Genomic DNA, 24407 nt, shown 5'->3' with positions numbered 1-24407 from the left:
ATTTTCTTCAGTTACCTACTTTCTTTAAACCTCTTCTAGCTTACCCATTTAATCCCATTTAAAAAACGGTAATTACGCCTTAGTGGGCATCCTCCTTTAAATACGATTGAAAGTTTTCCTTAAATCGGTTCAGCCGAGGAACCGAAACATTTCTAATATAAGAGTTATACGGATTTCTGCGTTCAAAATCTTGATGATACTCCTCAGCTTTATAAAAAGTTTCAAACGGTGCAATTTGAGTTACAATGGGACTGTTATATACTTTTTCAGACTCTAAAAGTGCTATGTAATCTTGAATGATTTTTTGTTCTTCGGGATTCTTATAAAAAGCAATTGAACGATAATGTGCTCCTCGGTCCGGCCCTTGCCGATTTAAAGAAGTAGGGTCATGAGAACCAAAGAAAACCTGTACCAATTGCGTAAAATTGATTACCTCAGGGTCATAAAAAATCTCTACAGCTTCCGCATGTCCAGTTCTTCCATAGGCAACTTCTTCATAGGTAGGATTTTTTTCCTTTCCACCTGAGTAACCGGAATAAACCTCCTTTACACCTTTCACACTTTCGAAAATGGCTTCAACACACCAAAAACAACCGCTTGCAAAATAAGCTGTCTCATATTTTTGCAAATCTTCTGCGGTAAGCATCACTTTAGCAGGTTCCGAAGAGATTTCTTGGGCTACTGTTTTCGTTGTTTTTGTGCTTTTGGGCTGACAATTGGCGGATATCAATAAAATGATGGCCAAAAAGGGAATTCTTAATATCTTCATTATGGTTTTTAAACTTAGTAGTTCCAAGATACTAACTATTACTACAGACTTTGTTAAAAAATGTTAATCTAAACCATATCCAATGCTTTCTGATTTTTTAAGGGAACATAGTTCAGAACCAATTGCTGTCTTGGATACTGCGATTTCTTTATCGGATTACGTAACTCTGGATTTATCAATACAAAACAGGCAACTTGATGGCTATGTTATGACTTCACCAGAAGGTTGTCAAAGCTACATTGATACCGTATTGGTCAAAGAAGGAAAAAAAGTTGCTTTTGGAGGTTATTTAGAGCAAAGGGGCATATACGACTCTTTTGGTCGTTTTGGGAAGGGAGAACAGCGCAATATTCATTTGGGAATGGATTTTTGGCATGCAGCAGGCACCAAAGTGCATGTGCCGATTGACGGAGTAGTACATAGTTTTAGGAACAATAGCGATGTTGGCAACTATGGTCCTACTATTATCTTGGAACATTATTTTCAATCAATTTCCTTTTATACACTTTATGGGCATCTGTCCCTAGAATCATTGGAAGGTTTGGAAAAAGGAAAGGTTTTTAAACGCGGAGATACACTCGCTTCATTGGGGGCTCCGGACATCAATGTAAACTATGCGCCTCATTTGCACTTTCAAATTATTGAAGATATCGAAGGAAATGAAGGCGATTATCCTGGAGTCTGTTCCCAAAAAGAACTCCATTTCTTTCAAAAAAACTGCCCAAACCCCAATCTTTTATTAAAGCTGAAAAGTTAAAAGATCGATGAAATGCACATGCCTTCGGTAGGGTGTTTCGTACGTCAAAAACGTTCATCGAGGATAAAATACACTTCAACTTAAAAACATTCCAACACCGAGAAAAATAGGAAGTTAAGCGAGATAAATCCGTGCTAGGCTTGCTCTGAGGGTAATTTTACCATGTAACAATAACCCAAGTCATGAAAGCAATCTTAACCACAATCGCAGTAATCTTCTTTGGAACTTTAACTATGGCACAGAGTGTTTCCAAGGAAACTAAAGTAGAGACCGTGACTTTTTCGGTTACTTTGGATATCGAGATTGATGCTGATTCCAAAAAAGAAACTGAAGTTACTAGATTGTACAGATATAAGAATTCAAGAATCAAAAAAGCGTTGTCTTTTAGAACTAAAAGAAACAAAGCTAAGTTGGCTTAATTTGTTACCCTCAAACCAAACATATGCTTTCTATTTCATTCCTGGCTGTTTTATTGTGTAGTTTAATTTTCGTTTTTCTTCGGCTACCATCGCTTTTACGTCGCGTAAAAGTGCCTTCGAATCGAAAATAACTCCATCCTTAATGGTGTATTTGACGCCACCAACCCGCACCACTTCATTATCATCAGTTAGCCTTATGGCTCCAGTACCATAAAGTACCTTTAAGTTTTTGAGTGGATTTTCCTCTACAATGGCGAAGTCAGCCATTTTTCCTATTTCAACTGACCCAATTTTATCAGCCGCTCCTAATGCTTCTGCTCCATTAAGTGTCGCCGAACGGATAACTTCCATAGGATGAAAGCCGGCCTCACGTAACAATTCCATTTCTCGTATATAGGCAAAACCATAAAGTTGAAAAATAAAACCAGAATCTGAACCAGTGGTTACCCTACCTCCCCGGTTTTTGTACTCATTGATAAAGGTCATCCACAATTTGTAGTTATCCCGCCAGGCAACTTCTTGTTCAGTGCCCCAATCATGCCAATAGGAACCATGGCTTATTTTACTAGGTTGGAAAAAAGCCCAAACCGTGGGAAGGGCGTATTCCTCATGCCATTCCGCTCTTCGAGCTCTATGCAAATCCCTACTGGCTTCATAGATGTTGAATGTGGGGTCAATGGTAAAATCCAGGCCAATTAATTCATCCATCACCGTATTCCAATGTTCAGAATAGGGTTTTGCTGCTTGTTTCCAAAGTTTTCCAGCCTCCTCAAAACGATCTTGTTCATTTTGATAGTTGTAGTCCAAAGGATAATTCTGAACCGTTCTATCCACAAAAAGGGCTTCAGGAAGTCCATACCAGTGTTCCATTGTGGTTAATCCTGCTCTAGCTGAATTCAGGGCATTCCATCTAGCGACATCTACCTGTGCATGGTGACAAGCAGAGCGTAAGCCCAACTTCTTGTTTTCATCTAAGGCAGCGGCCATAATTTCTGGTGGAGCTCCAAAAAACTTGATGCCATCGGCACCTCTTTCTGCATTTGCACGAACCCATTTTCTGGCTTGTTCTGGGGTACTAATGGGAATGTCATTCAAGGGATTGAAACCTTCTGTGGTTTGACCAAATCCCGTATATGCGAAGATTCTAGGCGCTATAATCTCATTCTTTTCACTTTTTCGCTTTAAATCCAAGGTCCAATCAATACCTCTACCACTGGGTTCTCGAATGGTTGTAATCCCGTGTGCCATCCATAATTTGAAGACATAATCATAATCCGCACCCTGGGCTACTCCACCAATGTGCCCATGCATATCCACAAAGCCGGGTAAAAGATACATTCCACTGCAATCAAGTTCCTTGCCACCTGGTTTCAATTGGGGACGTTTGCTTTCATCAATGGCAACACCAGGGTATCCCACAATTTTAATGTCGACTATCTTGTTTTTTTCGACTACAATATCTACCGGACCACGGGGTGGTGACCCATTTCCATTGATTAAGGTAACTCCACGGATAATAAGTTGTGAAAAAGGACCTTCTCGCAATTCATTCTGACTATATGAAGCACAAAAAGAGAAGGCTAGAAAGAGAGTGAATAGTTTTTTCATAAGTTGGATTATTCTGGAATTCTAATTTTATCCCCGAGGAATATAGCATTCAAAAACAAACGATTGGTACCATACCATGAACCTCTAAAGTTTGGATTGTCAGCAAAAAGCACAGCTCTACCAGAACCCACTTTACTTACTATTAGGGATGCCGAAGGTTTTAAATTTTCTTCCAGATTTTTTTTGGTAATAAAACCATCAATGTGAGGGTCCGCCGCATATTTGGCCACAGTGGCATATTCATTTTTACTTGGAACTAACCAGACTGTGTTGTTTTTATATACTGGAATAGCAGTGTCACGATAGCCAAAGGCCAACGGGTGTGTCACATCTAAATCCACTTTGAAAATAGCACCACCCACTCTTTCCTTGCCTAGGTTCTCTGGAGCATCAACGTAAGGTTTACGCTCGACGATTGCCGTAGTATCCTTTTCAGCATCGGTTAGTTTTTCTTTGACTAATTTCTTCTCTATAGCCCATTTGGTGGCACTTCCAATGGTGATTAGCGTATTTCCTTTGTTGGCCCAGTTTTTGATTTTTTCCAAAGTTTTTTTGGAGAACTTATAATTCCCGGATACCATGACCAGGGTGTTATACTTGTCCAAATTGGCCCGGTCAAAGTTGCGCATTGGTATTTTGGTGATAGGCATGTGTACTCGGGTATCCAATAAATGCCATACTTCACCAGCTTCATAGGAGCGAACCCCATCTCCAATAATCATGGCGGCCTTAGGCTTGGTAACAGGTTGGACATAGCGACTGCCTAAATCAATACCCTGTATGCTGTATCCTGAATTTACCGCATAAATAGGAACACTATAACTGTCCTGCGCTTCCTTAATAATATTGAACACCTCATCGGAATCCTTTTTCTGAAGACTCACAGGGACCACAAGCGCGCCGTAGTTGAATTTTTTATCTCCCGCTGTGGTTTTTGCCGTAAACGGCTTGAACGATGATGAAACCACCAACCCTTTTTCTTGCATATGATTTAAGGCCGCAACAGCATTGTAATCATCATAATCAACCACGTATGCATACTCTGTCTTTTGAATTGCCATAGGGTTTACCAGACCTTCCAAATCCGTCAATTTTTCCCCAAGGTTTGAGGATGAAGTCGATTTGTAATTAATGTTATAAAAATTAGCCAGAGACCAAGCTGAGGCATCGTAATAAACACTGTCCCTAAATTTTTCATAGGTCTCGAATACACTTTGTACCATTCGATATTGCGGCTGCCTAGTGGGGATGGTGTACGTATCACCACTTTTATATACCTCAATTTTATGTAGTAGAAGTTTGTCCAAAAATGCCTTGGTCCGGTTATCATCAAACTTATTTTCAAAGGCGTACGCCCTGATTTTACTTCTCGAGGCATTGGTCAGGGCACTTTTAAAGAAGTCTTGCTGATATTTTCTGAGTGTACCTTTGTTTTCAACTGCAGCCTTTATGGTGGCAATACTGGATACATATTGATTTCTAATAGTAAAAGGAAATGTTATTTCTCCAAACGCAGTAGTTTGTTTGTGCCCCCGGGAACTGGCTTGTTCAAACAATAATGCCAAACCTCCTTGAAGGTCAGGGTAGGAGGAGCCGTATCCAGGATAGGTGCCGTCAAATACTTCCTTAGTAAAATAAAATGAACCAATGCTATCAAGGGCTTTAGCAAAGTAATCCCCAAAGAGATTGTTTAAGTCCTCATAGTTTTCTTTGGGCATAATAGGGTCTAAAGATCCATTAGCTTTCATGGGTTCGAAGAAATAAGTGCTTTGGGTTCCCATTTCATGAAAATCGGTCACCACATTGGGATACCATTGATGATACCACTTTAATTTTCCACGACTTTCAGGATGAATCGCCAAATACCAATCGCGGTTTAGATCAAACCAATAGTGGTTCGTACGTCCCCGTGGCCAATATTCGTTATGTTCGGCGTCTTGGGGGTCAGCCACCAAAGGATTACCTTGATACATATTAGCCCATTGCGTATGGCGATCCCTACCGTCAGGATTAATGGTTGGGTCAATAAAGATGACTCCGTTGTTCAAATAATTTAGAATTTCTGGATTATTGGATGCTACCAAGGTGTAGGCCATTAATATAGCCGCTTCCCCACCGGACGGTTCATTTCCGTGTACATTATATCCTAGATTTATGAAAACAGGCAGGTTATCATAATCTGTTGCCGTTTTGTTTGGATCTGTATATTCTAAATGTTGCTCTTTTAGAGCATCGAGATTGTTTAAATTTTCTGGTGAGGTAACGGTTAGTATTACCAGTTTTCGTCCTTCATAGGTTTTGCCATACTCAAGATAGGATGCCCGCTCAGAATTTTGAGCCAAATAATCCATATAAGCCACAATTAAATCATGTCTTGTATGCCTTTCCCCAATCCCATGTCCCAAAAACTCTTCTGGGGATTGGATTTTGGAATCAAAGGGTTGAAATTTTTTGAAAAAATAGTCTTGTGCGGAAACGGAAATACTAAAAATGCATAGCATTCCCAAAAGTAATTTTCTAAGCATTCGTGCAGGATTGGTTAATCCTTTAAAGATAGGAAAAGCTATTTATTCAATAGCATTGAAATCTTCCACAATTTCCTCAAAAACCATACGATAATGGGTTCCTTTGCGGTCGGACTCCCGAGTAATAGAACCCCTAAGCTGACGAGCCAAGTTATAGATTAGTTTAAGCCCAAGCGATTTTGCAGTTTTCGGATTAACATCATCTGCATATCCTACCCCATTGTCCCCAATGTGCATGATATATCTATGATCCTTCAGTTTTTGCAATGAGATGGATATTTCACCGGGTTTGTCTTCTGGAATACCATATTTCAGGGCATTGGTAATGGTTTCGTTTATAATCAACCCCAAAGGAATTACCGTATCAATACTTAGCTTGTTGTCATCAATATCCAAATTCAGCTTAATGTTATTGGAATTGCCTTTAACTGAGCGCACCAAATACTCGCAAAGTTCTTGTACATAAGGTTTCAGTTCGATTTTGGACAGGTAGTCATCCCTTTTGTAGAGCATTTCGTGAACCATGGCCATCGAAACCACTCTATTTTGACTACTCTTGATAATCGTACTTATCTTATCATCTTCAATGGTTCGCGACTGAAGACTCAATAAACTGGAAACGGTCTGTAAATTATTCTTCACCCGATGGTGGACCTCTTTTAAAAGGGTTTCCTTTTCCTTAATTCGTTCCTGAATTTCGTTACGAGAGGTATAAAGTCTGGTGTGGGCTTTGAGCAGATTCTTTCCAAAAACCCCTCCCAAAAGATACACCGCAAAAACAGTACTCAGAAAAGCAAACCAACTCCTGGATTCCTCTGGAACGGTATTCTCTGAGATTCGGAAATCGCCCAAGTCGTATAAGAACAACATGCCAACCACCACCAAATTAAAGACCAGATATACCTGTCCATAGACCATGGTGGTCACATAGGCTGCAAACACTACTATGGCTAGAATGAAAATGAATGGACTTCGGATACCCCCACTGAATAGGGTTACAATTATGGCCCCTGCCATGGACAAAATGGAAGTGAAATTATACGCGAGGGTTAAATTCCGATGTTTTAAGTACAGAAATGTATTGGTAAGGTTTAGAAAAGCGTAGATAAAAAAAGCATAAGGAATAACCCCTTGTATATTCAAAAAATAAATACAGGCAAGGCCAAAAATTATTGCAAAAATGGAAGAACTATAGTTAACCTTTAGCACCAAATCAATCTTGTCTTGTAAGAGTTGTTTATCCTTATTAGGAACCTTCATATGCTGCGATTAGGTCTTCACCTGGAACTATAAAAAAGAGGTTGTGGCTATAGCTTTAGGTTATTTCTATGGGGTAACGATGTTGTAAATCTAACTATGTTTTTGTTATAAACAAAAAACGACAGCCATTCTTGGCCGTCGTTTTTCTACATACTTTTTAACCGCTAGTCTTCGATGAGTACCCATTCTCCCCTATCTATCAAAGGCTCAGCTTGTTTGTATTTTACGGTCTTGCTTTCACCTGACATTACATTTTTGATGGTAACTCGTTCATTGCGCCCAATCTTTGGTTTTTCACGAACGATGGTCTCCGTTATTTGAGGTCTCCTGCCTTGTGCTTGGCCTGCCGCACGGTTCTGGGCTGCCAATTCATCGCTATTTGGAATTTCTTCTTTGGTAGTCTGAAGCTTTTCTTTGGGTCTGCGAACGCTTCTTGCTTCCTGTATTTGATTGGTGTTTTCCGAAGGAAGTTCTCCTTTGTAAAGGAAAGAAATCACTTCCTTGTTCACCTTGTCAATCATCTCCTTAAAAAGTTCGAAAGCTTCAAACTTATAAATCAAGAGAGGGTCTTTCTGTTCGTGAACAGCCAGCTGGACGGATTGCTTCAGCTCATCCATTTTGCGTAAGTGTGTCTTCCAAGAATCATCAATTATAGCCAGGGTGATGTTCTTTTCGAAGTCAGTGACCAACTGTTTCCCTTCACTTTGATAGGCACTTTCCAAATTGGTAACGACATTAAGGGTTTTGATGCCATCCGTAAAGGGCACCACAATTCGCTCAAATTTATTGGATTGGTCCTCATAGACCCTTTTGATTACTTGAAAAGCCACCCCTGCACTGCGTTCCATCTTTTCTTGATAGAAATTGTATGCAGCTTGGTACACTTGATTGGCTATCTCTTGAAAGTTCAATTTTCTGAATTCCTCTTCTGAAATGGGAGAGGTAATGGAGAAATACTTGATAAGTTCGAACTCAAAGTTTTTATAGTCTTCAGCTAGTTTATTGGTCTCCGCTATAACTTCTGAAGTGTCATAGATCATGTTGGCAATGTCCACTTTCAATCGTTCCCCTTGCAGAGCATGCCTTCTCCTTTTGTAGACCACTTCGCGTTGGGCGTTCATAACATCATCGTATTCCAAAAGACGTTTACGGATACCAAAGTTGTTTTCTTCCACCTTTTTCTGGGCCCGTTCAATGGACTTTGTCATCATGGAATGCTGAATGACCTCACCTTCTTCCAATCCCATACGGTCCATCATTTTGGCCACTCTATCCGAACCAAATAAACGCATCAAATTGTCTTCGAGCGAGACATAGAACTGTGAACTACCGACGTCACCTTGTCGACCTGAACGTCCACGAAGCTGCCGGTCCACCCGTCTTGAATCGTGTCTTTCCGTACCCACAATGGCCAATCCACCTGCCTCTTTTACTTCATCAATTAGTTTAATATCGGTTCCCCTACCAGCCATGTTGGTTGCTATAGTTACCACACCGGGTTTCCCCGCTTCGGCAACAATATCAGCTTCTTTCTTGTGCAATTTAGCGTTCAGTACATTATGGGGTACCTTGCGTACACTTAGTAATTTGGATAGCAATTCAGAAATCTCAACCGAGGTAGTACCAATTAGAACGGGTCTGCCAGAATTGGAAAGTTCAGTAACCTCTTCTATAATGGCATTGTATTTTTCTCTTTTGGTCTTATAGATTAAATCATTTCGGTCGTCACGGGCAATAGGTCTATTGGTAGGAATTTCCATCACATCCAACTTATAGATTTCCCAAAATTCACCTGCTTCCGTAACCGCAGTACCCGTCATACCTGCCAATTTTTTGTACATCCGGAAATAGTTCTGGAGCGTTACCGTAGCAAAGGTTTGGGTCATCGCCTCAATCTTCACATTCTCTTTGGCTTCAATAGCTTGGTGCAAACCGTCGGAATAGCGTCTACCATCCATGATACGACCGGTCTGTTCGTCCACAATCATGACCTTATTATCCATGACCACATATTCCACATCCTTCTCAAAAAGTGCATAAGCCTTTAAAAGTTGGGTCATGGTGTGGATACGTTCACTTTTAACAGCGAAATCCTTGAAAAGTTCTTCCTTGAGTTCAGCTTCTTTTTCAATTTCCAGGTTTTGCTCTTCTATCTTGGCAATTTCACCTCCAATATCTGGCATTACGAAGAAATCTTTGTTTTCTTCTCCAGAGAGGTAATCGACTCCTTTGTCAGTTAACTCAATCTGATTGTTCTTTTCATCAATGGTGAACAACAAATCGGCATCTACCTTGGGCATTTCCCGATTATTGTCTTGCATGTAGAAGTTCTCCGTTTTTTGAAGCAATTGTTTCACACCCTCTTCACTCAAAAACTTGATGAGTGCTTTGTTCTTGGGTAATCCACGAAACACGCGAAGCAACAGAAATCCACCTTCTTTGGTGTCTCCTTCCTTGATAAGCTTTTTGGCTTCGGCAAGAACACCGGTAAGATGTTGACGTTGTTTTTGAACAATATCAGATACCTTGGGCTTTAATTCATTGAATTCATGGCGGTCCCCTTCTGGTACGGGTCCAGAAATAATCAATGGGGTACGTGCATCATCAATCAATACGGAATCTACCTCATCCACAATAGCATAATGATGAGGTCTTTGTACCAAGTCGTTTGGTGAATGGGCCATGTTATCCCGCAGGTAATCAAAACCGAATTCGTTGTTGGTTCCATATGTAATATCGGCATTATAAGCAGCCCTTCTTCCATCTGAGTTGGGTTGGTGCTTATCGATACAATCCACAGAAAGGCCATGGAACTCAAAAATAGGAGCCATCCATGTGCTGTCCCTCTTAGCCAAATAGTCATTTACCGTAACGAGGTGGGAACCTTTTCCAGCTAATGCATTCAAATAGAGTGGGAGGGTAGCTACCAATGTTTTTCCTTCCCCTGTCTGCATTTCTGCAATTTTCCCTTGATGCAATGAGATACCCCCAATCAATTGTACATCATAATGAATCATATCCCAGGTAACCTCTTTTCCGGCAGCGTCCCAAGAGTTTTTCCAGATGGCATTATCTCCTTGCAAAGTGACATAATCTTTGGAACCTGAAAGCGACCGGTCAAACTCAGTTGCCGTTACCTCAAGAGTTTCATTATTTGCAAAACGCTTGGCAGTTTCTTTTACTACTGCAAAAGCTTCTGGTAAAATGTCATTCAATGTTTTTTCAGAAATCGAATAGGCTTCCTCTTCCAGTTTATCTATTTCGGCATAGATTTCTTCATTTCGGTCAATATCAGTTGAACTTTGGACTTCTTCTTTTAGAGCGTCGATTTTATCATCAATATCTTTTCGCTCTTCCTTTATCTTCGATTTGAAGTCCACTGTCTTTTGTCTAAGCTGATCCAAAGACAGGGATTCAAGTTGTTGCTCAAAGGACCTTATTTCTTTTACCAAAGGTTGTAACGCCTTTACATCTTTTTCAGATTTATCTCCAACAAAAACCTTTAGTACGGAATTTATAAAACTCATGAAATGTTTTTCTTTTGGGTCGCAAAAGCTGTTCCATTGTCAAAAGTGGTCAGGATGGCCTTTGCAAGGGTGTCAAAATTACATAAAAAAAAGCCTCAGAAGAGACTTTTTAGTTTTGCTTTATGATAGAGGAATCAATACTCGTCCTCGTTCCAGAGGTAATCTTCTTCCGTGGGATAATCAGGCCAAATTTCCTCTATGGATTCGTATACTTCGCCTCCTTCTTCTTCCATGGATTGCAAATTTTCCACGACTTCCAAGGGGGCACCAGTTCTAATGGCGTAATCTATAAGTTCGTCTTTGGTGGCTGGCCAAGGCGCATCACTTAAATATGAAGCTAATTCTAATGTCCAGTACATAGTAACGGTTTGATTTTAAAATTTTTGCAAAAATAATTTTTAAAGCGAATTTGTCAAGCAAAAACACAATTATTTAAAAATTATTTCTGTCTTGCTAATTCTGTAACGCAAAAAATAGCAATTTATTCGTCCAATTTCTTAGGAATCCATTTGACCTCTTCTGCGTTCAATTGCTTGGACAACTTTCGTGCCAGCACAAAAAGGTAGTCAGAAAGACGATTTATGTAGGCAATTACATTCTCAGGAACCGGTTCTTTTTCATGCAAATAGGATATCATTCGCTCTGCCCGTCTGCAGGTTGTACGCGCAACATGACAGTATGACACAGTCGGATGTCCTCCTGGAAGAATAAAATGCGTCATCGGAGGAAGTTCCTCGTTCATGGTGTCAATTTCTTGTTCCAAAAAACCAATATCCTGTTCTTCAATCCGAGGTATTTTGAGCCGATTGTCCTTTTTCGGTTCTGTGGCCAAAATAGCACCTACGGTAAACAATTTATCTTGAATATGAATTAAACTTTCCTTGGAATGCGTATCTATTTCTTGATCTCGAACCAATCCCAAAACCGAATTGAGTTCATCTACCGAACCGTAACTTTCTATGCGGATATGGTGTTTAGGAACTCGAGTTCCTGTAAAAAGGGAAGTATCGCCTTTATCCCCAGTCTTAGTGTATATCTTCATTAGTTTTCAATTGCCAATTATCAATTTACAATAAGCAAATACCAATTGTTCATTGTGAATTGCACATTGTTTATTGATCGTTGTGCCTACGTTTCCCGTCCATGAATTTTCGAGATTTTCTTCTTTTTCGGCCTCTTTTATTGGTGAAGAACACTACAAAATATACTATGACCAAACCTCCTAAAATGATATAAATGGTATAATCCATAATGCTACTTTCTCAACTAAAAATACCTTTTTATATCCGAATCGTAAAATGTTGTTTTACCTGTTCTTTTCGGATGAAAAGCAATCCACAATGGTAGAAGTCTATGCTTACCGTGACTTTTTTGTTCTTTACAAACTCTTTCCATGAAGAAAGCGCTTCTCTGGAATCATGGATTCCGCGGAAAAGTATCAAACTATCATTATGTAATTGAAAATTGGAGAAGAACATGGTTGGATGTTGATTCAACAGGGATTCAAAGTAAAGGATGTCAACTGGGGTTTGTTGCTCAGAAAAGTTTGGGCTGTTCTGATGTATTTGTTTCTTGAGGTCATCATTGCCCTGTATAACAATCGATTTGGCATTAAAATATGGGATACTTTTTAGCACAACATCGATAGTTTTATTTCTGGATTTTTTGGGTTTTACATACAAGCACTTGGTTAGATAATCAAAAACGAAAGGGGAATGTATTCCATGATGATTGGTTGACTTTAGCAGAAATTTTAGGTATGACTTGAGTCTAAAAAGCATATCTAACCCTCCAAGATTGCCGAAAGCTCAAACCATCGTTCTGTCTTTTCCTCTAAGGTGTCGGTTACTTCACTTAGCTGAATGGAAAGTTCTTTGATTTCTTCTGGAGAAAGCTCAGTATTTGAAAACTCATTTTGCAGCTTTTCCTTCTGTTCTTCCAGTTTTTGAATGTCCTTTTCCAATTGTTTGTGCTCCTTCTGTTCTTGATAGGAGAGTTTTCCAGAATTGTCACTTTGTCGCCATTGAGCCTTTTCTTCCTTCTCAACGGGTATTTTGTTTTGCCGTTCTTCTACAATGCGACTATTTTCATAAGCTCTGTAATCGGAATAATTTCCAGGGAAATCTTCGATGATACCATCCCCTTTAAACACAAAAAGATGGTCCACAATTTTATCCATAAAATAACGGTCGTGGGATACAATAACCAAGCAACCTGGAAAATCCAACAAGAAACTTTCCAGAACGTTTAAGGTAACAATGTCCAAATCGTTGGTAGGTTCATCCAGAATTAGAAAATTGGGATTTTGAATCAAAACTGTACACAGATAAAGGCGTTTGCGTTCACCTCCGCTTAGTTTTTCTACAAAGTCATACTGTTTTTTACGGTCAAAAAGAAAGCGTTCCAGGAGTTGCTGGGCCGAAATCTGTTTTCCTTTTTTGAGGGGAATATAATCTCCGAATTCCCGTATGACATCGATTACCTTTTGGCCCTCTTTGATGGGAATTCCCTTTTGGGTGTAGTACCCAAACTTGACCGTTTCACCCACAACAATTTTTCCAGCGTTTAGATGCTCTGTTTGTGTAAGCATATTCAAAAAAGTGGATTTTCCTGTTCCATTGGGACCAATAATCCCAATACGCTCTCCTTTGATGAAATTGTAATTGAACTTGGAAAGAATGGTTTTATCCCCAAAGGATTTGGAAATATTGTGGAGCTCCAGAATCTTATTTCCCAAACGTTCCATGTTGAGTTCAAGCTGGACTTCATGGTCCTCCCTTCTTTTCTTGGCTTTCTGTTTGATTTCGTGGAAATCATCAATACGGGATTTGGATTTGGTGGTTCGTGCTTTCGGCTGTCTTCGCATCCAATCCAGCTCTTTTTTGAAGAGTATTTTATTTTTATGCTGCTCGACTGCCTCACGCTCTTGTCTGGCTTCTTTTTCCCTTAGGTAATAGGAATAGTTTCCTTTGTAGCTATAGAGTTGCTTATTGTCAAGTTCTAAAATCTCGTTACAAACCCGCTCTAAAAAGTATCGGTCGTGGGTGACCATAAACAAGGAGAGGTTTTCTTTGGCAAAATACGCCTCCAACCATTCAATCATGTCCAAATCCAAATGGTTGGTGGGCTCATCCAAAATCAATACATCAGGTTTATTAAGAAGCGCGCCGGCAAGTGCCAAACGTTTCTTTTGCCCCCCTGACAGCGTATCCACTTTTACATTTAAATCAGATAAATGTAGCTTGAATAGGACCTGTTTGTATTGTGTCTCAAAGTCCCAGGCATTGCTTTGCTCCATGGCCTCAAAAGCCTTTTGATATTGTTCAGAATCATCAGGATTTTGTAAAGCTTTTTCGTAATTGGAGATAGTTTTTAAAATGGGATTTTCTGAGCTGAGGATGGATTGTTCCACCGTCAGATTCGAATCCAAAGCGGGTTCTTGTTCCAAAAAAGCAATGCGTATTCCCTTTCTTTTGGTGATTTGTCCGGTTTCCGGAGTATCTTTTCCAGAAATGATGTTTAAAATGGAAGTCTTACCACTACCATTTTTAGCCACTAGAGCAATCTTTTGCCCTTTATTTATTCCAAAGGATAGGTTAGAAAACAATACCAATTCTCCATAGGACTTTCCAATATTTTCAACCGTGAGTAAATTCATGGGGTATGGAGGTTTCAGAATTTCAATCGGTAACAGCGGAGTATATACCAATATCGGATTACCATGGCCATAAGCAATGGAATCAAAACGGGCGAAAAGGATTGCACTCTAAATATCCAAAGTAGAATGACCAAACCAATTAAAATCAACGCAACAACAAAATACCGTGGTGTCCAATCGGGTAATTTGGGTTGGAAAATTAGGATGAATGCGACTGCCAGGTTTAAGGGGAAAGCCCAAAATATATTGTAGTTGTAAGGAGTTGAAGTGTGGTCGGTCGCCACCCAAAGAATCAGTAATATCAAACCAATTAATCCAGAAATCAGTAACATAGAAAAATCAAGCCATCGACTTCTGGTTTTGTGTCTTAAGTCCAAATACGTTATAACCCCAACGAAAATGAGGAATAAGGAAAACCAAAAAAGGGGAGAAAGTGGGAAATATCCATTTTGTTCATGTTCCGCATAATCCAAAACTGTTCTTTCCCTCTTAACCAAAGGTTTGTCGCCTATTGTGGTGTTGTTTAATTGGTACATCGTGTAATATGGGGGAAACATATGTTCTCGTACCGTCCCTTTTCGGTCAACCACAGAACCAAATGCTAAATCAATTCCGAAGGCAGACCATGAATTGATGTTTAAATATTGGCGAACCAATTGGCGAAAAGTATACCGTTTTTCTAAATGGGACCCACTGAAGACTATGGCGTCACCATATAGTTCCTCTAGGATATCTCCAGTTATACTAGAGCAATTATTCAGCAGGGGGTCGTATAGATAATCCCGGTTTTCAGGAAGGTAGTTGTTCTCCAAAAAGACAAGAAACTGATTTTTTTGAGGAAGCGTCAAATCCAAAATTTGTTCTTTCACCCATCTTTTTTCCAGTTCGTATTCAAAAAGAAAATTATCAAATGACCTTCTGGACAAAGAATAAATCATTTTTCCTTTGACAAAATTCAAGTAAAAGTTGGGTTGGTCAAAGTCAAAAGTTCCGTAGTTGTAAACCACATCAATACCCAAAATCGGGTCTTGAACCCTGATAGCTGTATGCCCAAATTTGGAATACAACTGGTCGCCAGTAGCACAGGTAAGTACACTCACTTGGGAGTTCTCCGAGAGACTTGGAGCTTGACTGAACCCTAAATTTCCTAAAAGGAAAATTGCAAGTGCAAATACAGTGCGAATGGTCATAGTTGATATTAACTTGGCAAATATCAGAATAAAACCAACACTGCCTAGCGTTTACGAAAAGACAGTTTATTTTTTAAGTTATTTTTACTGAAATCTGACCTTATGAAACGACATATTCCCAATTTCATTACCCTATTAAATCTTTTAAGTGGATGTATTGCGGTAGTTTTTGCGGTTCTCAATAAACTGGAAATCGCTGCCTTTTTTGTGTTTTTGGGTATTTTCTTTGATTTTTTGGATGGTCTGGCAGCGCGTTTGCTCAAAGTACAGAGCGAAATAGGTGTGCAACTGGATTCCTTGGCGGATATGGTGACCAGTGGGGTGGTTCCGGGAATTGTTATGTTTCAATTACTTAACATGGCAGAAACTGGAGGTTGGCAGACAAATGAAACCATCGCAAATTATTGGAGTACTCTTGACTTTAGTCCGATTTCGTTGGTGGGCTTTGTCATTACACTCGCCTCCGCCTATCGTTTGGCCAAATTCAATATTGATGAAAATCAGGTCAGCTCTTTTATAGGCCTACCCACTCCAGCCAATACACTACTCATTCTTTCTTTGCCCTTGATTCTTTTGTATCATAACAATGATGTGTTGAACGGTATTATTCTTAATGAATGGTTTCTTATCGCGCTTACTTTGCTGAGTGCCTTCCTCCTAAATGCCAATATTGAATTGTTTGCCTTAAAATTTAAAAGCTGGCAGTTTAAGGGGAATGAGGTGCGCTACCTCTTTTTGATTGGAAGCTTTGTATTGTTGTTAACCTTGAAATTTTTGGCGGTTCCGGTAATAATCATCTTGTATGTTTTGACCTCTTTACTGTCAAAGACCGGGGGTAGACTAGAAATTTAGTTTCTTCTTACGAAGCTCAAAATTCTGTCCCAGATACACTTTTCTAACCATTTCATCTTTGGCCAGGTCCTCTGGAATACCCGCTTTGAGGATTCCTCCTTCGAACATAAGATAGGAGCGTTCGGTAATTGCTAAGGTTTCCTGAACGTTATGGTCCGTAATCAAAATACCAATGTTCTTGTTTTTTAGTTGGGCTACAATGCGTTGTATATCCTCAACAGCAACGGGGTCAACCCCTGCGAAAGGCTCATCCAACAGGATAAATTTTGGGTCTGTAGCCAAAGCTCTAGCTATTTCCGTTCTTCTACGTTCTCCACCGGAAAGTAAGTCCCCGCGATTTTTGCGAATATGTCCCAATCCAAACTCATCTATGAGCGACTCCATTTTCATGTGCTGCTCTTTTTTGCTCAGCTTGGTAAGTTGCAAAACGCTCAATATGTTTTTCTCAATACTAAGTTTTCTAAAAACCGAAGCTTCTTGAGCCAAGTACCCTATTCCATTTTGTGCTCTTTTGTACATGGGAAAAGTGGTAATTTCCATGTCGTCCAAATAGATTTTTCCTCCATTGGGTTTAATCAAGCCCACAATCATATAAAAAGAAGTGGTCTTACCGGCACCATTTGGACCCAAAAGTCCTACAATTTCACCTTGATTTACCTCAAGACTAATGCCTTTCACAACCTTTCGGCCTCGATAGGCTTTCATGATATTTTCTGCCCTCAGCTTCATAAGAATCTGCCAAATCTAATCATATTCCCAGTGAATGGTACAGGTTTTATCATCTTTTTAGGAGTCCAGTTCTTCCAGAGCTTCCCAATACTCATAGGCTCTGCGTAGATGTGGTACTACAATTGTTCCGCCCACCAAAGTGGCTATGCCCATGGTTTCCATGACCTCTTCTTTACTCGCACCGGCTTCTTTAGCGCTCTCCAAGTGATAACTTACGCAGTCATCGCAACGCAACACAGCAGAAGCTACCAGCCCCAATAATTCCTTGGTTTTTACATCCAATGCTCCTTCCATGTAGGCGTTGGTGTCCAAATTGAAAATACGCTTGATAATTTTATTATTGTCCGCCAAAAGTTTCTCGTTCATTTTGGAACGATAGGCGTTGAACTCTTCTACTTTATTTGGCATTTTGTTTTGCTTTTTTTGCTTCTTTTTTCAAGACCACTTTGGAGATATAAATACTAATTTGATACAGAATCAAAACAGGTACCGCAACCACAATTTGGCTGGCCACATCAGGGGGTGTTATTATGGCCGATAAAACCAGAACAATTACCAGAGCTATCTTTCGATATTTTTTGAGGATTGCCGGTGTTACCAGTCCTACTTTGGTTAGGAAATAAATGATGATGGGCAGCTCGAACATGATACCACAAGCAATTACCGAAGCTCTTACCGTGGCAATGAAAGAACTGATATCAATTTCATTCAGCACTTCCTTGCTAACCTGATAAGTCCCTAAAAAATTAATGGACAAAGGGGCAACCACATAGTATCCAAAGAGTACTCCCAAAAAGAATAGGGAAGAGGCCACCAAAATGAATCCTCTGGAATATTTTCTTTCCTTGGCATGTAGCCCAGGGCTGATAAATCGCCAAAGCTCCCAAAGCACGTAAGGGAAAGCCAGGATGAATCCGGCCCAAATGGATGTCCAGATATGCGCTGAAAATTGCCCAGCCATGGTTCGGTTTTGTATTGTGAATGGCAGTTGGTCTGAGCAAAACTCCGAATCGATTCCAAAAATGGTGGCTATTCTACAAAAGAACCGGTAGGTAGGGAAATCCATCTTCTTGGGACCAAATATGATGGTATCAAAAATGAAATCCTTCATTACAAAAGCGATGCACGCCACTATCACTATGGCGATGGTGGAGCGAATCAAATGCCATCTCAACTCTTCCAAATGGTCCAAAAAGGACATTTCATTGGGGTCTTGGGTGGTAGTCTTTGCCATTATAGAATTCCCTCGTTTATGAGATTATGGATATGGACAACACCCTCATAATTTTCTCCATCCAACACCAAGAGTTGGGTTATGCCTTTTTCCTGAAGTAGTTCAAGAGCCTTTACGGCCAAAGTGTCTTTTGCAACGGATTTTGGATTTTGGGTCATAATGTCTTTAGCAGTCAGAGCACTTATGTCATTGTGTTTTTTTAGCATCCTCCGAATATCCCCATCGGTAATAACTCCAACAACAGCATCGTTTTCCATTACAGCCGTAGCTCCCAACATTTTTTCTGAAATTTCAATAATGACCTCCTTCACACTTGAATCCACAGATACTTGGGGTTTTTGATTTTGGGAGGCAATATCAGAAACACGGAGATATAACTTTTTTCCAAGGGTCCCGCCAGGATGATATTGGGCAAAATCATCGCTACTAAAGCCCCTCAGTTCCAAAAGACAAATGGCCAGGGCATCCCCCATGGCCAATTGAGCTGAAGTACTTGTAGTAGGAGCTAAATTATTGGGACAGGCCTCTTTTTCCACAAAGGTGTTCAAGGTGAAATCGGCTTGGTTTGCCAATATGGACTCCATATTTCCGGTAATTCCAATCAATTTGTTCTTACGAAGTTTGATTAGGGGAATCAAGGCTTTTATTTCCGGCGTGTTTCCACTTTTGGAAAGACATATCACCACATCGTTTTGTTGTACGGTTCCCAAGTCTCCGTGTATGGCATCGGCAGCATGCATAAATATGGCGGGAGTGCCGGTAGAATTCAAGGTAGCCACTATCTTGGAAGCGATTATGGCACTTTTGCCAACCCCCGAAACCACCACTCTACCATTGCATTCCAAAATATACTGGACGGCTTCCGCAAATTCTTCATTAAGTAAATGAACCAGATTGGCAATAGCCTGGCTTTCAATTTGAATGGTACGTTTGGCAATGGATAAAATGGACTGTATGTCGCTCAAGTTAATTAAAAGTTTATTGGGTTGCATTCCTAAAAGAATGTCTTATATTTAAGATTACAAAACTAAACAAACTATCTTTTACCAGACTATTTATGTATTGATGAAAATGGCCCTTTTTGATTAAAGGCCAGGAATGCTAAGGAGAAATTCTTCTTTATTGGTAAATAGGTTTAAATAGAATTACGGAAATGAGTCTTACAAACTCCGACTTACTTGAGTCCCTCAAAAAATATTTTGGGTTTTCACAGTTCAAGGGACTTCAGGAAGATGTTATCAAAAATATAGTTCAAGACAAGGATACTTTTGTGATTATGCCCACCGGTGGTGGAAAATCGCTTTGTTATCAATTACCCGCTTTGATGAAAGAAGGGACGGCCATTGTCGTTTCTCCTCTTATAGCCTTAATGAAAAATCAGGTTGATGCTATTAGAGGGGTCTCGGAACAGCATGGTATTGCCCATGTTTTGAATTCTTCCTTGACCAAAACAGAGGTAAAACAAGTCAAGGAGGATATCAGCAATGGGATTACTAAATTATTGTACGTGGCACCAGAGTCCTTGACGAAAGAAGAGAATGTAGATTTTTTAAGCTCAGTACCCCTTTCTTTTGTTGCTGTGGATGAAGCCCATTGTATCTCTGAATGGGGTCATGATTTTAGACCGGAATACCGAAACTTGAAAAGTATTATCGGCAGGTTGGGAGATGATATCCCCATCATAGGTTTAACCGCGACCGCAACACCCAAAGTTCAGGAAGATATCATCAAAAACTTGGGAATGACGGGAGCCAAAGTTTTTAAGGCCTCTTTCAATAGACCCAATTTGTTCTACGAGGTACGTCCGAAGACCCAAAATGTGGATGCCGATATCATCCGATTTGTAAAACAAAATCAGGGGAAATCAGGCATTGTTTATTGTTTGAGTCGAAAACGAGTGGAGGAGTTGGCCCAAGTGCTTCAAGTCAATGGGGTCAGTGCAGTACCTTATCATGCTGGGTTTGATGCTAAAACCAGGTCAAAATACCAGGACATGTTCCTTATGGAAGAGGTGGATGTGGTAGTGGCCACCATTGCATTTGGAATGGGAATCGATAAGCCGGATGTCCGTTTTGTGATTCACCATGATATTCCCAAAAGTATAGAAAGCTACTATCAAGAAACGGGTCGTGCTGGAAGGGATGGGGGCGAAGGACATTGCTTGGCGTTTTACTCGTATAAGGACGTTGAGAAACTGGAGAAATTCATGTCGGGCAAACCTGTTGCCGAACAGGAAATAGGGAATGCTCTTTTACAGGAAATTGTCGCCTATGCGGAGACCTCTATGTCTCGACGAAAGTTTATCCTGCATTATTTTGGTGAGGAATTCGATGAAGTTAATGGAGAGGGTGCCGATATGGACGATAATACTCGAAATCCAAAGAAAAAAGAGGAAGCCCAAAAAGAGGTGACCCAATTACTTTCCGTAGTACAGCAAACCAATGAGAAATTCAAAACCAAGGAAGTTGTAAAGATTTTGGTAGGTAAGGTAAATGCCATGATATCTTCCCATAAAACCGATGAAAAGGATTTTTTTGGCATAGGTAATGCAAAAGACGAAGCTTTTTGGATGGCTTTGACCCGACAGGTTTTGGTGGCTGGATTATTGCGAAAGGAAATTGAACAATATGGCATTCTTCATCTGACTGAAAAAGGAAAGGATTTTCTAAAGAATCCAAATTCTTTTTTAATGACACAGGATCATGTCTATACGGAAGCATCCAATAATGGTATTTTGACTCCTGGGAAATCTGGAGGTGGGGCTGCCGATGAAAAACTATTAAAACTACTACGCGATCTCAGGAAAAAAGAGGCCAAAAAAATGGAAGTACCCCCTTTTGTGGTTTTCCAAGACCCTTCTTTGGATGATATGGCCTTAAAATATCCTGTAAGCATGCAGGAGTTATTGAACATTCATGGGGTAGGGGAAGGCAAAGCCAAAAAGTATGGTAAACCTTTTGTGGATTTAATTGCCTGCTATGTGGAAGAAAACGATGTTATAAGACCAGACGATTTAGTGGTCAAAAGCACCGGGGCCAATTCTGGTTTGAAGCTATACATTATCCAGAATATTGATAGAAAACTACCTTTGGATGATATTGCCTCGGCCAAAGGTCTCGAACTGTCCGCATTAATCAAAGAAATGGAGCAGATTGTATTCAGCGGGACGAAATTAAATATTTCTTATTGGATTGATGAGATTTTAGACGAGGATCAACAAGAGGAAATTCACGATTACTTTTTGGAAGCTGACACGGATTCCATTTCAGATGCGGTTGAAGAATTTGAGGGTGACTATGAGGATGAGGAATTACGTCTCTATCGGGTTAAGTTTATCAGTGAGGTGGCTAATTAAGGGGCCAAATACTCAAAAGGAGCTTCCTTTAAGTTTCTCAAAACCATAAAAACGATAATTACAATTAGTAGTATTATAGGAGCATATCTATAGCTTAGAAGACTTTTACTTTTTACGTATCCAGTTTTTGACAAAACATGTTGTGAGACGACCACTAAAAATGGGATGAACAGGAAGTTATGATCAAAAACTTCACCAATCCGAAAATGAAGTAAGTCATGTATCGCCCTCTGGGAACCACAACCGGGACAGTAAATTCCTAAATGATGCTCCACTGGGCATTTTGGAAAAAAGTAATGGGTTTCTGGATTGTGGGAAAAGAAAAGGAGTGTCGCCCCAATGAGCAACACTCCCATAACTAAAAACAATGATTTTTTAAAAATCTCCACCGGCTAATCCTCCAAGAATGGCAAAGCCAAAAATGGCAAAGTAGATAATCCAGACCAGAACAGAGGCTCCGGCACCAATAAGGGCCCACATCTTTGCATTTTTTGAAGCCTTGGCGGCCTCATCATATTCCCCTCTCGCATAGGCCTCATTTACTTTACTGGCAAAAATAATACTGGCAATACCCGTAGGGATGCAGCAAAAAACCGTACTTAGAATAGCCCAAACCAGATAATTATCCGGTTTTGGCGGTGGGTTTGTGTTGTTTTCCATAAAATAGAACTATTTATTGGTTAAAAAGTTTATTGATATTGTTCCAAAAGCTCTTGTAATCTTTCTGGATCTTGAAGAGCTTCAAAGCCAAACATGCTGTATAAGGCAATACACATAATAAGGGTTAGCGAAGCTAGAATAACCCCAATTATTGCCAATATCCTTCCTGTTTTAACATTGTTATAATCACTGTACAGCTCTGGATTCTCTTTATAGGTTGCTGTTGCTTTCTTGGCCAGAACTAGGGCTATAATCCCAAAGATCAAACCAACAACACCGTATACACAGCAACATCCTACTATTGACAATATTCCGAAAACGAGTATGAGCGTAGCATTGGGTAATTTTTGTTGTTCCATTTGGTTAAATATTTAGTGAAAAAAATGACTCATTTTAAAAACATAGCTTACTGCCATTGTAATTGCCATTACTATGATTAAGGATGTTCTGATTACAAAGGCATGCTTTATTTTTATAAACACATTCAATCCGGAAAAAAGTAAAACAGCTAGTATGGGGTAGATTGCAGGATACATTTTGAATGCGGCTAAAAACTCCCCATGCAACAATAAATTCACCGAACGCTGCATACCACATCCAGGACATTCTACTCCTAGAAGTTCCTTGTTCAAACAGGGGAGCATATAGCGCTCCGTACGAATCAAGAGAAATGTGATTAGTGTCTTCATTGCGTCTTCTAAGACATCGAAAAATACCACTATTTTTACACTTTCCGTTGATTTTTTTTAACAATCTGTTATGAAGTTAAATTTTGAGGTGGGAGATAATGTGGAAGTGCTTGATGATTCCATAAAAGGAACTGTTGAGGCAGTGGATGGCAATCTGGTTACCGTCCTTCTGGATGATGGATTTTCTATGCAATATGCATCCAACGAACTGGTTAAAATTGCAGGTAAATTAACGGTCACCAATTTTGAAGTCGCAGAGGTCAAAAAGGAGAAGGAAACCCCAAAGCGAAAAAAGACTCCTACTGTAAAGCCAAAGGAAAGAAACTTACCTAAAATGGAGGTTGACCTTCATATCCAAAACTTGGTCAAATCAACTCGGGGTATGTCCAATTTTGATATGTTGAATCTCCAAATTGAAACTGCAAAAAGGCAATTGGATTTTGCTATACAGAAAAGAATCCAGAAGGTGGTTTTTATTCACGGCGTTGGGGAAGGAGTATTGAAGGAAGAGCTTCAATATCTCTTTAAAAAATATGAAAACATCAAATTTTACGATGCGGAATACCAGAAGTACGGTTTAGGTGCTACAGAAGTTTATATTTATCAGAATTACTAGTTTGAAGCGGGTACGGCTGTAGTAACTTCTCCAAATTCATCCACTGCAAGATTGGAGATTCGTTCACCGGCATCATTTACAAATGTGACATTGCTTAAACTGATTGTATGAACAAAGTTTGTACCGTCTGCATCCGCTACAGTTTCAATAATAACCATTCCTTCAGGGGCTTCAATTTCTTCCACGACCACAGGAGTAGCGGGTGGTATATCATCGCAGAAGTAACTTGAGGTTATTCCATCCGAAAAAATGCGATAGGTAAGAGCGGATTGTGAAGGGATAGTGCTATTAGTGGTAACTGTTTCCCCAACCACCCCATTATCCAAAACCCCGCTTTGCAAATCTAGAATGAGGGCCTCGTCATCATTAATTTTGAATAAAAGGGTGGTAGAAGTGGTTACCGGACTATCGCAAGATTGTGCCGAAACATCATTAAAATCAATGATTTCTATTTGTAGGTCTCCATCGCTGCAGCTCATCAACCATCCAAGACATAGGACTGGGAATAAAATTTTCTTCATGGGCCAAATTTAATTGAATACCATTCAAACCGAGGAAT

The 24407-nt window shown here is 39.9% G+C and carries 24 protein-coding genes; 5 read left to right on the top strand and 19 right to left on the bottom strand.

Annotated features, from left to right (window positions below; all coding sequences use genetic code 11):
- Positions 1-79 precede the first annotated feature (79 nt).
- Complete coding sequence (gene msrA / locus ACSLUF_RS11690) at positions 80-769, bottom strand: peptide-methionine (S)-S-oxide reductase MsrA (RefSeq protein WP_435622965.1); 690 nt, start codon at positions 767-769, stop codon at positions 80-82.
- A gap of 82 nt (positions 770-851) precedes the next feature.
- Between msrA and ACSLUF_RS11685 the strand changes: the two genes are divergently transcribed.
- On the top strand, positions 852-1526 hold the full coding sequence (locus tag ACSLUF_RS11685; RefSeq protein WP_435622964.1) for a peptidoglycan DD-metalloendopeptidase family protein: 675 nt from the start codon (positions 852-854) through the stop codon (positions 1524-1526).
- Positions 1527-1708: 182 nt separating this feature from the next.
- Positions 1709-1945, top strand: a complete 237-nt coding sequence (locus ACSLUF_RS11680) for a hypothetical protein (RefSeq protein WP_435622963.1) — start codon at positions 1709-1711, stop codon at positions 1943-1945.
- A gap of 30 nt (positions 1946-1975) precedes the next feature.
- Here ACSLUF_RS11680 and ACSLUF_RS11675 read toward each other — a convergent pair whose 3' ends face one another.
- From ACSLUF_RS11675 to ACSLUF_RS11635, 9 genes are all read right to left on the bottom strand, one after another.
- Positions 1976-3553, bottom strand: coding sequence for an amidohydrolase family protein (locus ACSLUF_RS11675; RefSeq protein WP_435622962.1), 1578 nt, complete (start codon positions 3551-3553; stop codon positions 1976-1978).
- A gap of 8 nt (positions 3554-3561) precedes the next feature.
- Positions 3562-6078 (bottom strand): M14 family zinc carboxypeptidase, encoded by a 2517-nt coding sequence (locus ACSLUF_RS11670; RefSeq protein ID WP_435622961.1) that lies wholly within the window; start codon positions 6076-6078, stop codon positions 3562-3564.
- A gap of 42 nt (positions 6079-6120) precedes the next feature.
- Positions 6121-7338 carry a sensor histidine kinase gene (locus ACSLUF_RS11665; protein WP_435622960.1) on the bottom strand — a complete coding sequence of 406 codons (1218 nt, stop codon included), beginning with the start codon at positions 7336-7338 and terminating at the stop codon, positions 6121-6123.
- Positions 7339-7502: 164 nt separating this feature from the next.
- Entirely contained in the window at positions 7503-10865 is a 3363-nt protein-coding gene (gene secA / locus ACSLUF_RS11660) for a preprotein translocase subunit SecA (RefSeq protein WP_435622959.1), read from the bottom strand.
- A 134-nt stretch (positions 10866-10999) separates the two neighbouring features.
- Positions 11000-11224 carry a DUF2795 domain-containing protein gene (locus tag ACSLUF_RS11655; protein ID WP_106145445.1) on the bottom strand — a complete coding sequence of 75 codons (225 nt, stop codon included), beginning with the start codon at positions 11222-11224 and terminating at the stop codon, positions 11000-11002.
- 122 nt (positions 11225-11346) lie between these two features.
- Positions 11347-11907 (bottom strand): cob(I)yrinic acid a,c-diamide adenosyltransferase, encoded by a 561-nt coding sequence (locus tag ACSLUF_RS11650; RefSeq protein ID WP_435622958.1) that lies wholly within the window; start codon positions 11905-11907, stop codon positions 11347-11349.
- Positions 11908-12145: 238 nt separating this feature from the next.
- On the bottom strand, positions 12146-12502 hold the full coding sequence (locus ACSLUF_RS11645; RefSeq protein ID WP_435622957.1) for a hypothetical protein: 357 nt from the start codon (positions 12500-12502) through the stop codon (positions 12146-12148).
- 146 nt (positions 12503-12648) lie between these two features.
- Positions 12649-14523: an ABC-F family ATP-binding cassette domain-containing protein gene (locus ACSLUF_RS11640; protein ID WP_435622956.1), complete on the bottom strand. Its 1875-nt coding sequence runs from the start codon at positions 14521-14523 to the stop codon at positions 12649-12651.
- A gap of 14 nt (positions 14524-14537) precedes the next feature.
- Positions 14538-15713: a DUF4105 domain-containing protein gene (locus tag ACSLUF_RS11635; protein ID WP_435622955.1), complete on the bottom strand. Its 1176-nt coding sequence runs from the start codon at positions 15711-15713 to the stop codon at positions 14538-14540.
- 102 nt (positions 15714-15815) lie between these two features.
- Here ACSLUF_RS11635 and ACSLUF_RS11630 point away from each other — a divergent pair, with 102 nt between their 5' ends.
- Entirely contained in the window at positions 15816-16565 is a 750-nt protein-coding gene (locus tag ACSLUF_RS11630) for a CDP-alcohol phosphatidyltransferase family protein (protein WP_435622954.1), read from the top strand.
- Here ACSLUF_RS11630 and lptB read toward each other — a convergent pair.
- The 4 genes from lptB to ACSLUF_RS11610 are packed head-to-tail and all read right to left on the bottom strand — an operon-like array spanning position 16554 to position 19493.
- Positions 16554-17294: an LPS export ABC transporter ATP-binding protein gene (gene lptB, locus ACSLUF_RS11625; protein ID WP_435622953.1), complete on the bottom strand. Its 741-nt coding sequence runs from the start codon at positions 17292-17294 to the stop codon at positions 16554-16556. The genes ACSLUF_RS11630 and lptB overlap by 12 nt on opposite strands.
- Before the next feature lie 57 nt (positions 17295-17351).
- Positions 17352-17702: a carboxymuconolactone decarboxylase family protein gene (locus ACSLUF_RS11620; RefSeq protein WP_435622952.1), complete on the bottom strand. Its 351-nt coding sequence runs from the start codon at positions 17700-17702 to the stop codon at positions 17352-17354.
- Entirely contained in the window at positions 17692-18528 is an 837-nt protein-coding gene (gene tatC / locus ACSLUF_RS11615; RefSeq protein ID WP_435622951.1) for a twin-arginine translocase subunit TatC, read from the bottom strand. The genes ACSLUF_RS11620 and tatC overlap by 11 nt, the downstream gene beginning before the upstream one ends.
- Positions 18528-19493 carry a KpsF/GutQ family sugar-phosphate isomerase gene (locus ACSLUF_RS11610; RefSeq protein ID WP_435622950.1) on the bottom strand — a complete coding sequence of 322 codons (966 nt, stop codon included), beginning with the start codon at positions 19491-19493 and terminating at the stop codon, positions 18528-18530. The genes tatC and ACSLUF_RS11610 overlap by 1 nt, the downstream gene beginning before the upstream one ends.
- A 188-nt stretch (positions 19494-19681) precedes the next feature.
- Here ACSLUF_RS11610 and recQ point away from each other — a divergent pair, with 188 nt between their 5' ends.
- Complete coding sequence (gene recQ / locus ACSLUF_RS11605; protein ID WP_435622949.1) at positions 19682-21883, top strand: DNA helicase RecQ; 2202 nt, start codon at positions 19682-19684, stop codon at positions 21881-21883.
- On the opposite strand, the gene ACSLUF_RS11600 is transcribed toward recQ, so the two are convergent.
- From ACSLUF_RS11600 to ACSLUF_RS11585, 4 genes are read right to left on the bottom strand one after another with little or no spacing between them, the layout of a single operon-like run.
- Positions 21880-22239, bottom strand: a complete 360-nt coding sequence (locus ACSLUF_RS11600) for a DUF2752 domain-containing protein (RefSeq protein WP_435622948.1) — start codon at positions 22237-22239, stop codon at positions 21880-21882. The genes recQ and ACSLUF_RS11600 overlap by 4 nt on opposite strands.
- A gap of 19 nt (positions 22240-22258) precedes the next feature.
- Complete coding sequence (locus ACSLUF_RS11595) at positions 22259-22543, bottom strand: CD225/dispanin family protein (RefSeq protein WP_435622947.1); 285 nt, start codon at positions 22541-22543, stop codon at positions 22259-22261.
- Positions 22544-22572: 29 nt separating this feature from the next.
- Positions 22573-22902, bottom strand: a complete 330-nt coding sequence (locus ACSLUF_RS11590; protein WP_435622946.1) for a CCC motif membrane protein — start codon at positions 22900-22902, stop codon at positions 22573-22575.
- Between the two features lie 12 nt (positions 22903-22914).
- Positions 22915-23232: a DUF2752 domain-containing protein gene (locus ACSLUF_RS11585; protein WP_435622945.1), complete on the bottom strand. Its 318-nt coding sequence runs from the start codon at positions 23230-23232 to the stop codon at positions 22915-22917.
- A gap of 70 nt (positions 23233-23302) precedes the next feature.
- On the opposite strand from ACSLUF_RS11585, the gene ACSLUF_RS11580 reads away from it, so the two are divergent.
- Positions 23303-23848, top strand: coding sequence for a Smr/MutS family protein (locus ACSLUF_RS11580; protein ID WP_435622944.1), 546 nt, complete (start codon positions 23303-23305; stop codon positions 23846-23848).
- Here the strand turns inward: ACSLUF_RS11580 and ACSLUF_RS11575 are convergent.
- Positions 23845-24369, bottom strand: coding sequence for a hypothetical protein (locus ACSLUF_RS11575; protein ID WP_435622943.1), 525 nt, complete (start codon positions 24367-24369; stop codon positions 23845-23847). The two genes, ACSLUF_RS11580 and ACSLUF_RS11575, sit on opposite strands and share 4 nt — an antisense overlap.
- Positions 24370-24407: the final 38 nt, after the last annotated feature.

This window comes from Flagellimonas sp. (assembly GCF_965601775.1).
GTDB lineage: Bacteria > Bacteroidota > Bacteroidia > Flavobacteriales > Flavobacteriaceae > Flagellimonas.
The sequence above is the reverse complement of the archived record's forward strand: the minus strand, read 5'-3'. Positions and strand labels throughout refer to the sequence as shown.

Bases quoted from the DNA above. Each gene is read 5' to 3' on its own strand.
- msrA (WP_435622965.1), bottom strand. From the start codon at position 769: ATGAAGATATTAAGAATTCCCTTTTTGGCCATCATTTTATTGATATCC.
- ACSLUF_RS11685 (WP_435622964.1), top strand. From the start codon at position 852: ATGCTTTCTGATTTTTTAAGGGAACATAGTTCAGAACCAATTGCTGTC.
- ACSLUF_RS11680 (WP_435622963.1), top strand. From the start codon at position 1,709: ATGAAAGCAATCTTAACCACAATCGCAGTAATCTTCTTTGGAACTTTA.
- ACSLUF_RS11675 (WP_435622962.1), bottom strand. From the start codon at position 3,553: ATGAAAAAACTATTCACTCTCTTTCTAGCCTTCTCTTTTTGTGCTTCA.
- ACSLUF_RS11670 (WP_435622961.1), bottom strand. From the start codon at position 6,078: ATGCTTAGAAAATTACTTTTGGGAATGCTATGCATTTTTAGTATTTCC.
- ACSLUF_RS11665 (WP_435622960.1), bottom strand. From the start codon at position 7,338: ATGAAGGTTCCTAATAAGGATAAACAACTCTTACAAGACAAGATTGAT.
- secA (WP_435622959.1), bottom strand. From the start codon at position 10,865: ATGAGTTTTATAAATTCCGTACTAAAGGTTTTTGTTGGAGATAAATCT.
- ACSLUF_RS11655 (WP_106145445.1), bottom strand. From the start codon at position 11,224: ATGTACTGGACATTAGAATTAGCTTCATATTTAAGTGATGCGCCTTGG.
- ACSLUF_RS11650 (WP_435622958.1), bottom strand. From the start codon at position 11,907: ATGAAGATATACACTAAGACTGGGGATAAAGGCGATACTTCCCTTTTT.
- ACSLUF_RS11640 (WP_435622956.1), bottom strand. From the start codon at position 14,523: ATGAATTTACTCACGGTTGAAAATATTGGAAAGTCCTATGGAGAATTG.
- ACSLUF_RS11635 (WP_435622955.1), bottom strand. From the start codon at position 15,713: ATGACCATTCGCACTGTATTTGCACTTGCAATTTTCCTTTTAGGAAAT.
- ACSLUF_RS11630 (WP_435622954.1), top strand. From the start codon at position 15,816: ATGAAACGACATATTCCCAATTTCATTACCCTATTAAATCTTTTAAGT.
- lptB (WP_435622953.1), bottom strand. From the start codon at position 17,294: ATGAAGCTGAGGGCAGAAAATATCATGAAAGCCTATCGAGGCCGAAAG.
- ACSLUF_RS11620 (WP_435622952.1), bottom strand. From the start codon at position 17,702: ATGCCAAATAAAGTAGAAGAGTTCAACGCCTATCGTTCCAAAATGAAC.
- tatC (WP_435622951.1), bottom strand. From the start codon at position 18,528: ATGGCAAAGACTACCACCCAAGACCCCAATGAAATGTCCTTTTTGGAC.
- recQ (WP_435622949.1), top strand. From the start codon at position 19,682: ATGAGTCTTACAAACTCCGACTTACTTGAGTCCCTCAAAAAATATTTT.
- ACSLUF_RS11600 (WP_435622948.1), bottom strand. From the start codon at position 22,239: ATGGGAGTGTTGCTCATTGGGGCGACACTCCTTTTCTTTTCCCACAAT.
- ACSLUF_RS11595 (WP_435622947.1), bottom strand. From the start codon at position 22,543: ATGGAAAACAACACAAACCCACCGCCAAAACCGGATAATTATCTGGTT.
- ACSLUF_RS11590 (WP_435622946.1), bottom strand. From the start codon at position 22,902: ATGGAACAACAAAAATTACCCAATGCTACGCTCATACTCGTTTTCGGA.
- ACSLUF_RS11585 (WP_435622945.1), bottom strand. From the start codon at position 23,232: ATGAAGACACTAATCACATTTCTCTTGATTCGTACGGAGCGCTATATG.
- ACSLUF_RS11580 (WP_435622944.1), top strand. From the start codon at position 23,303: ATGAAGTTAAATTTTGAGGTGGGAGATAATGTGGAAGTGCTTGATGAT.
- ACSLUF_RS11575 (WP_435622943.1), bottom strand. From the start codon at position 24,369: ATGAAGAAAATTTTATTCCCAGTCCTATGTCTTGGATGGTTGATGAGC.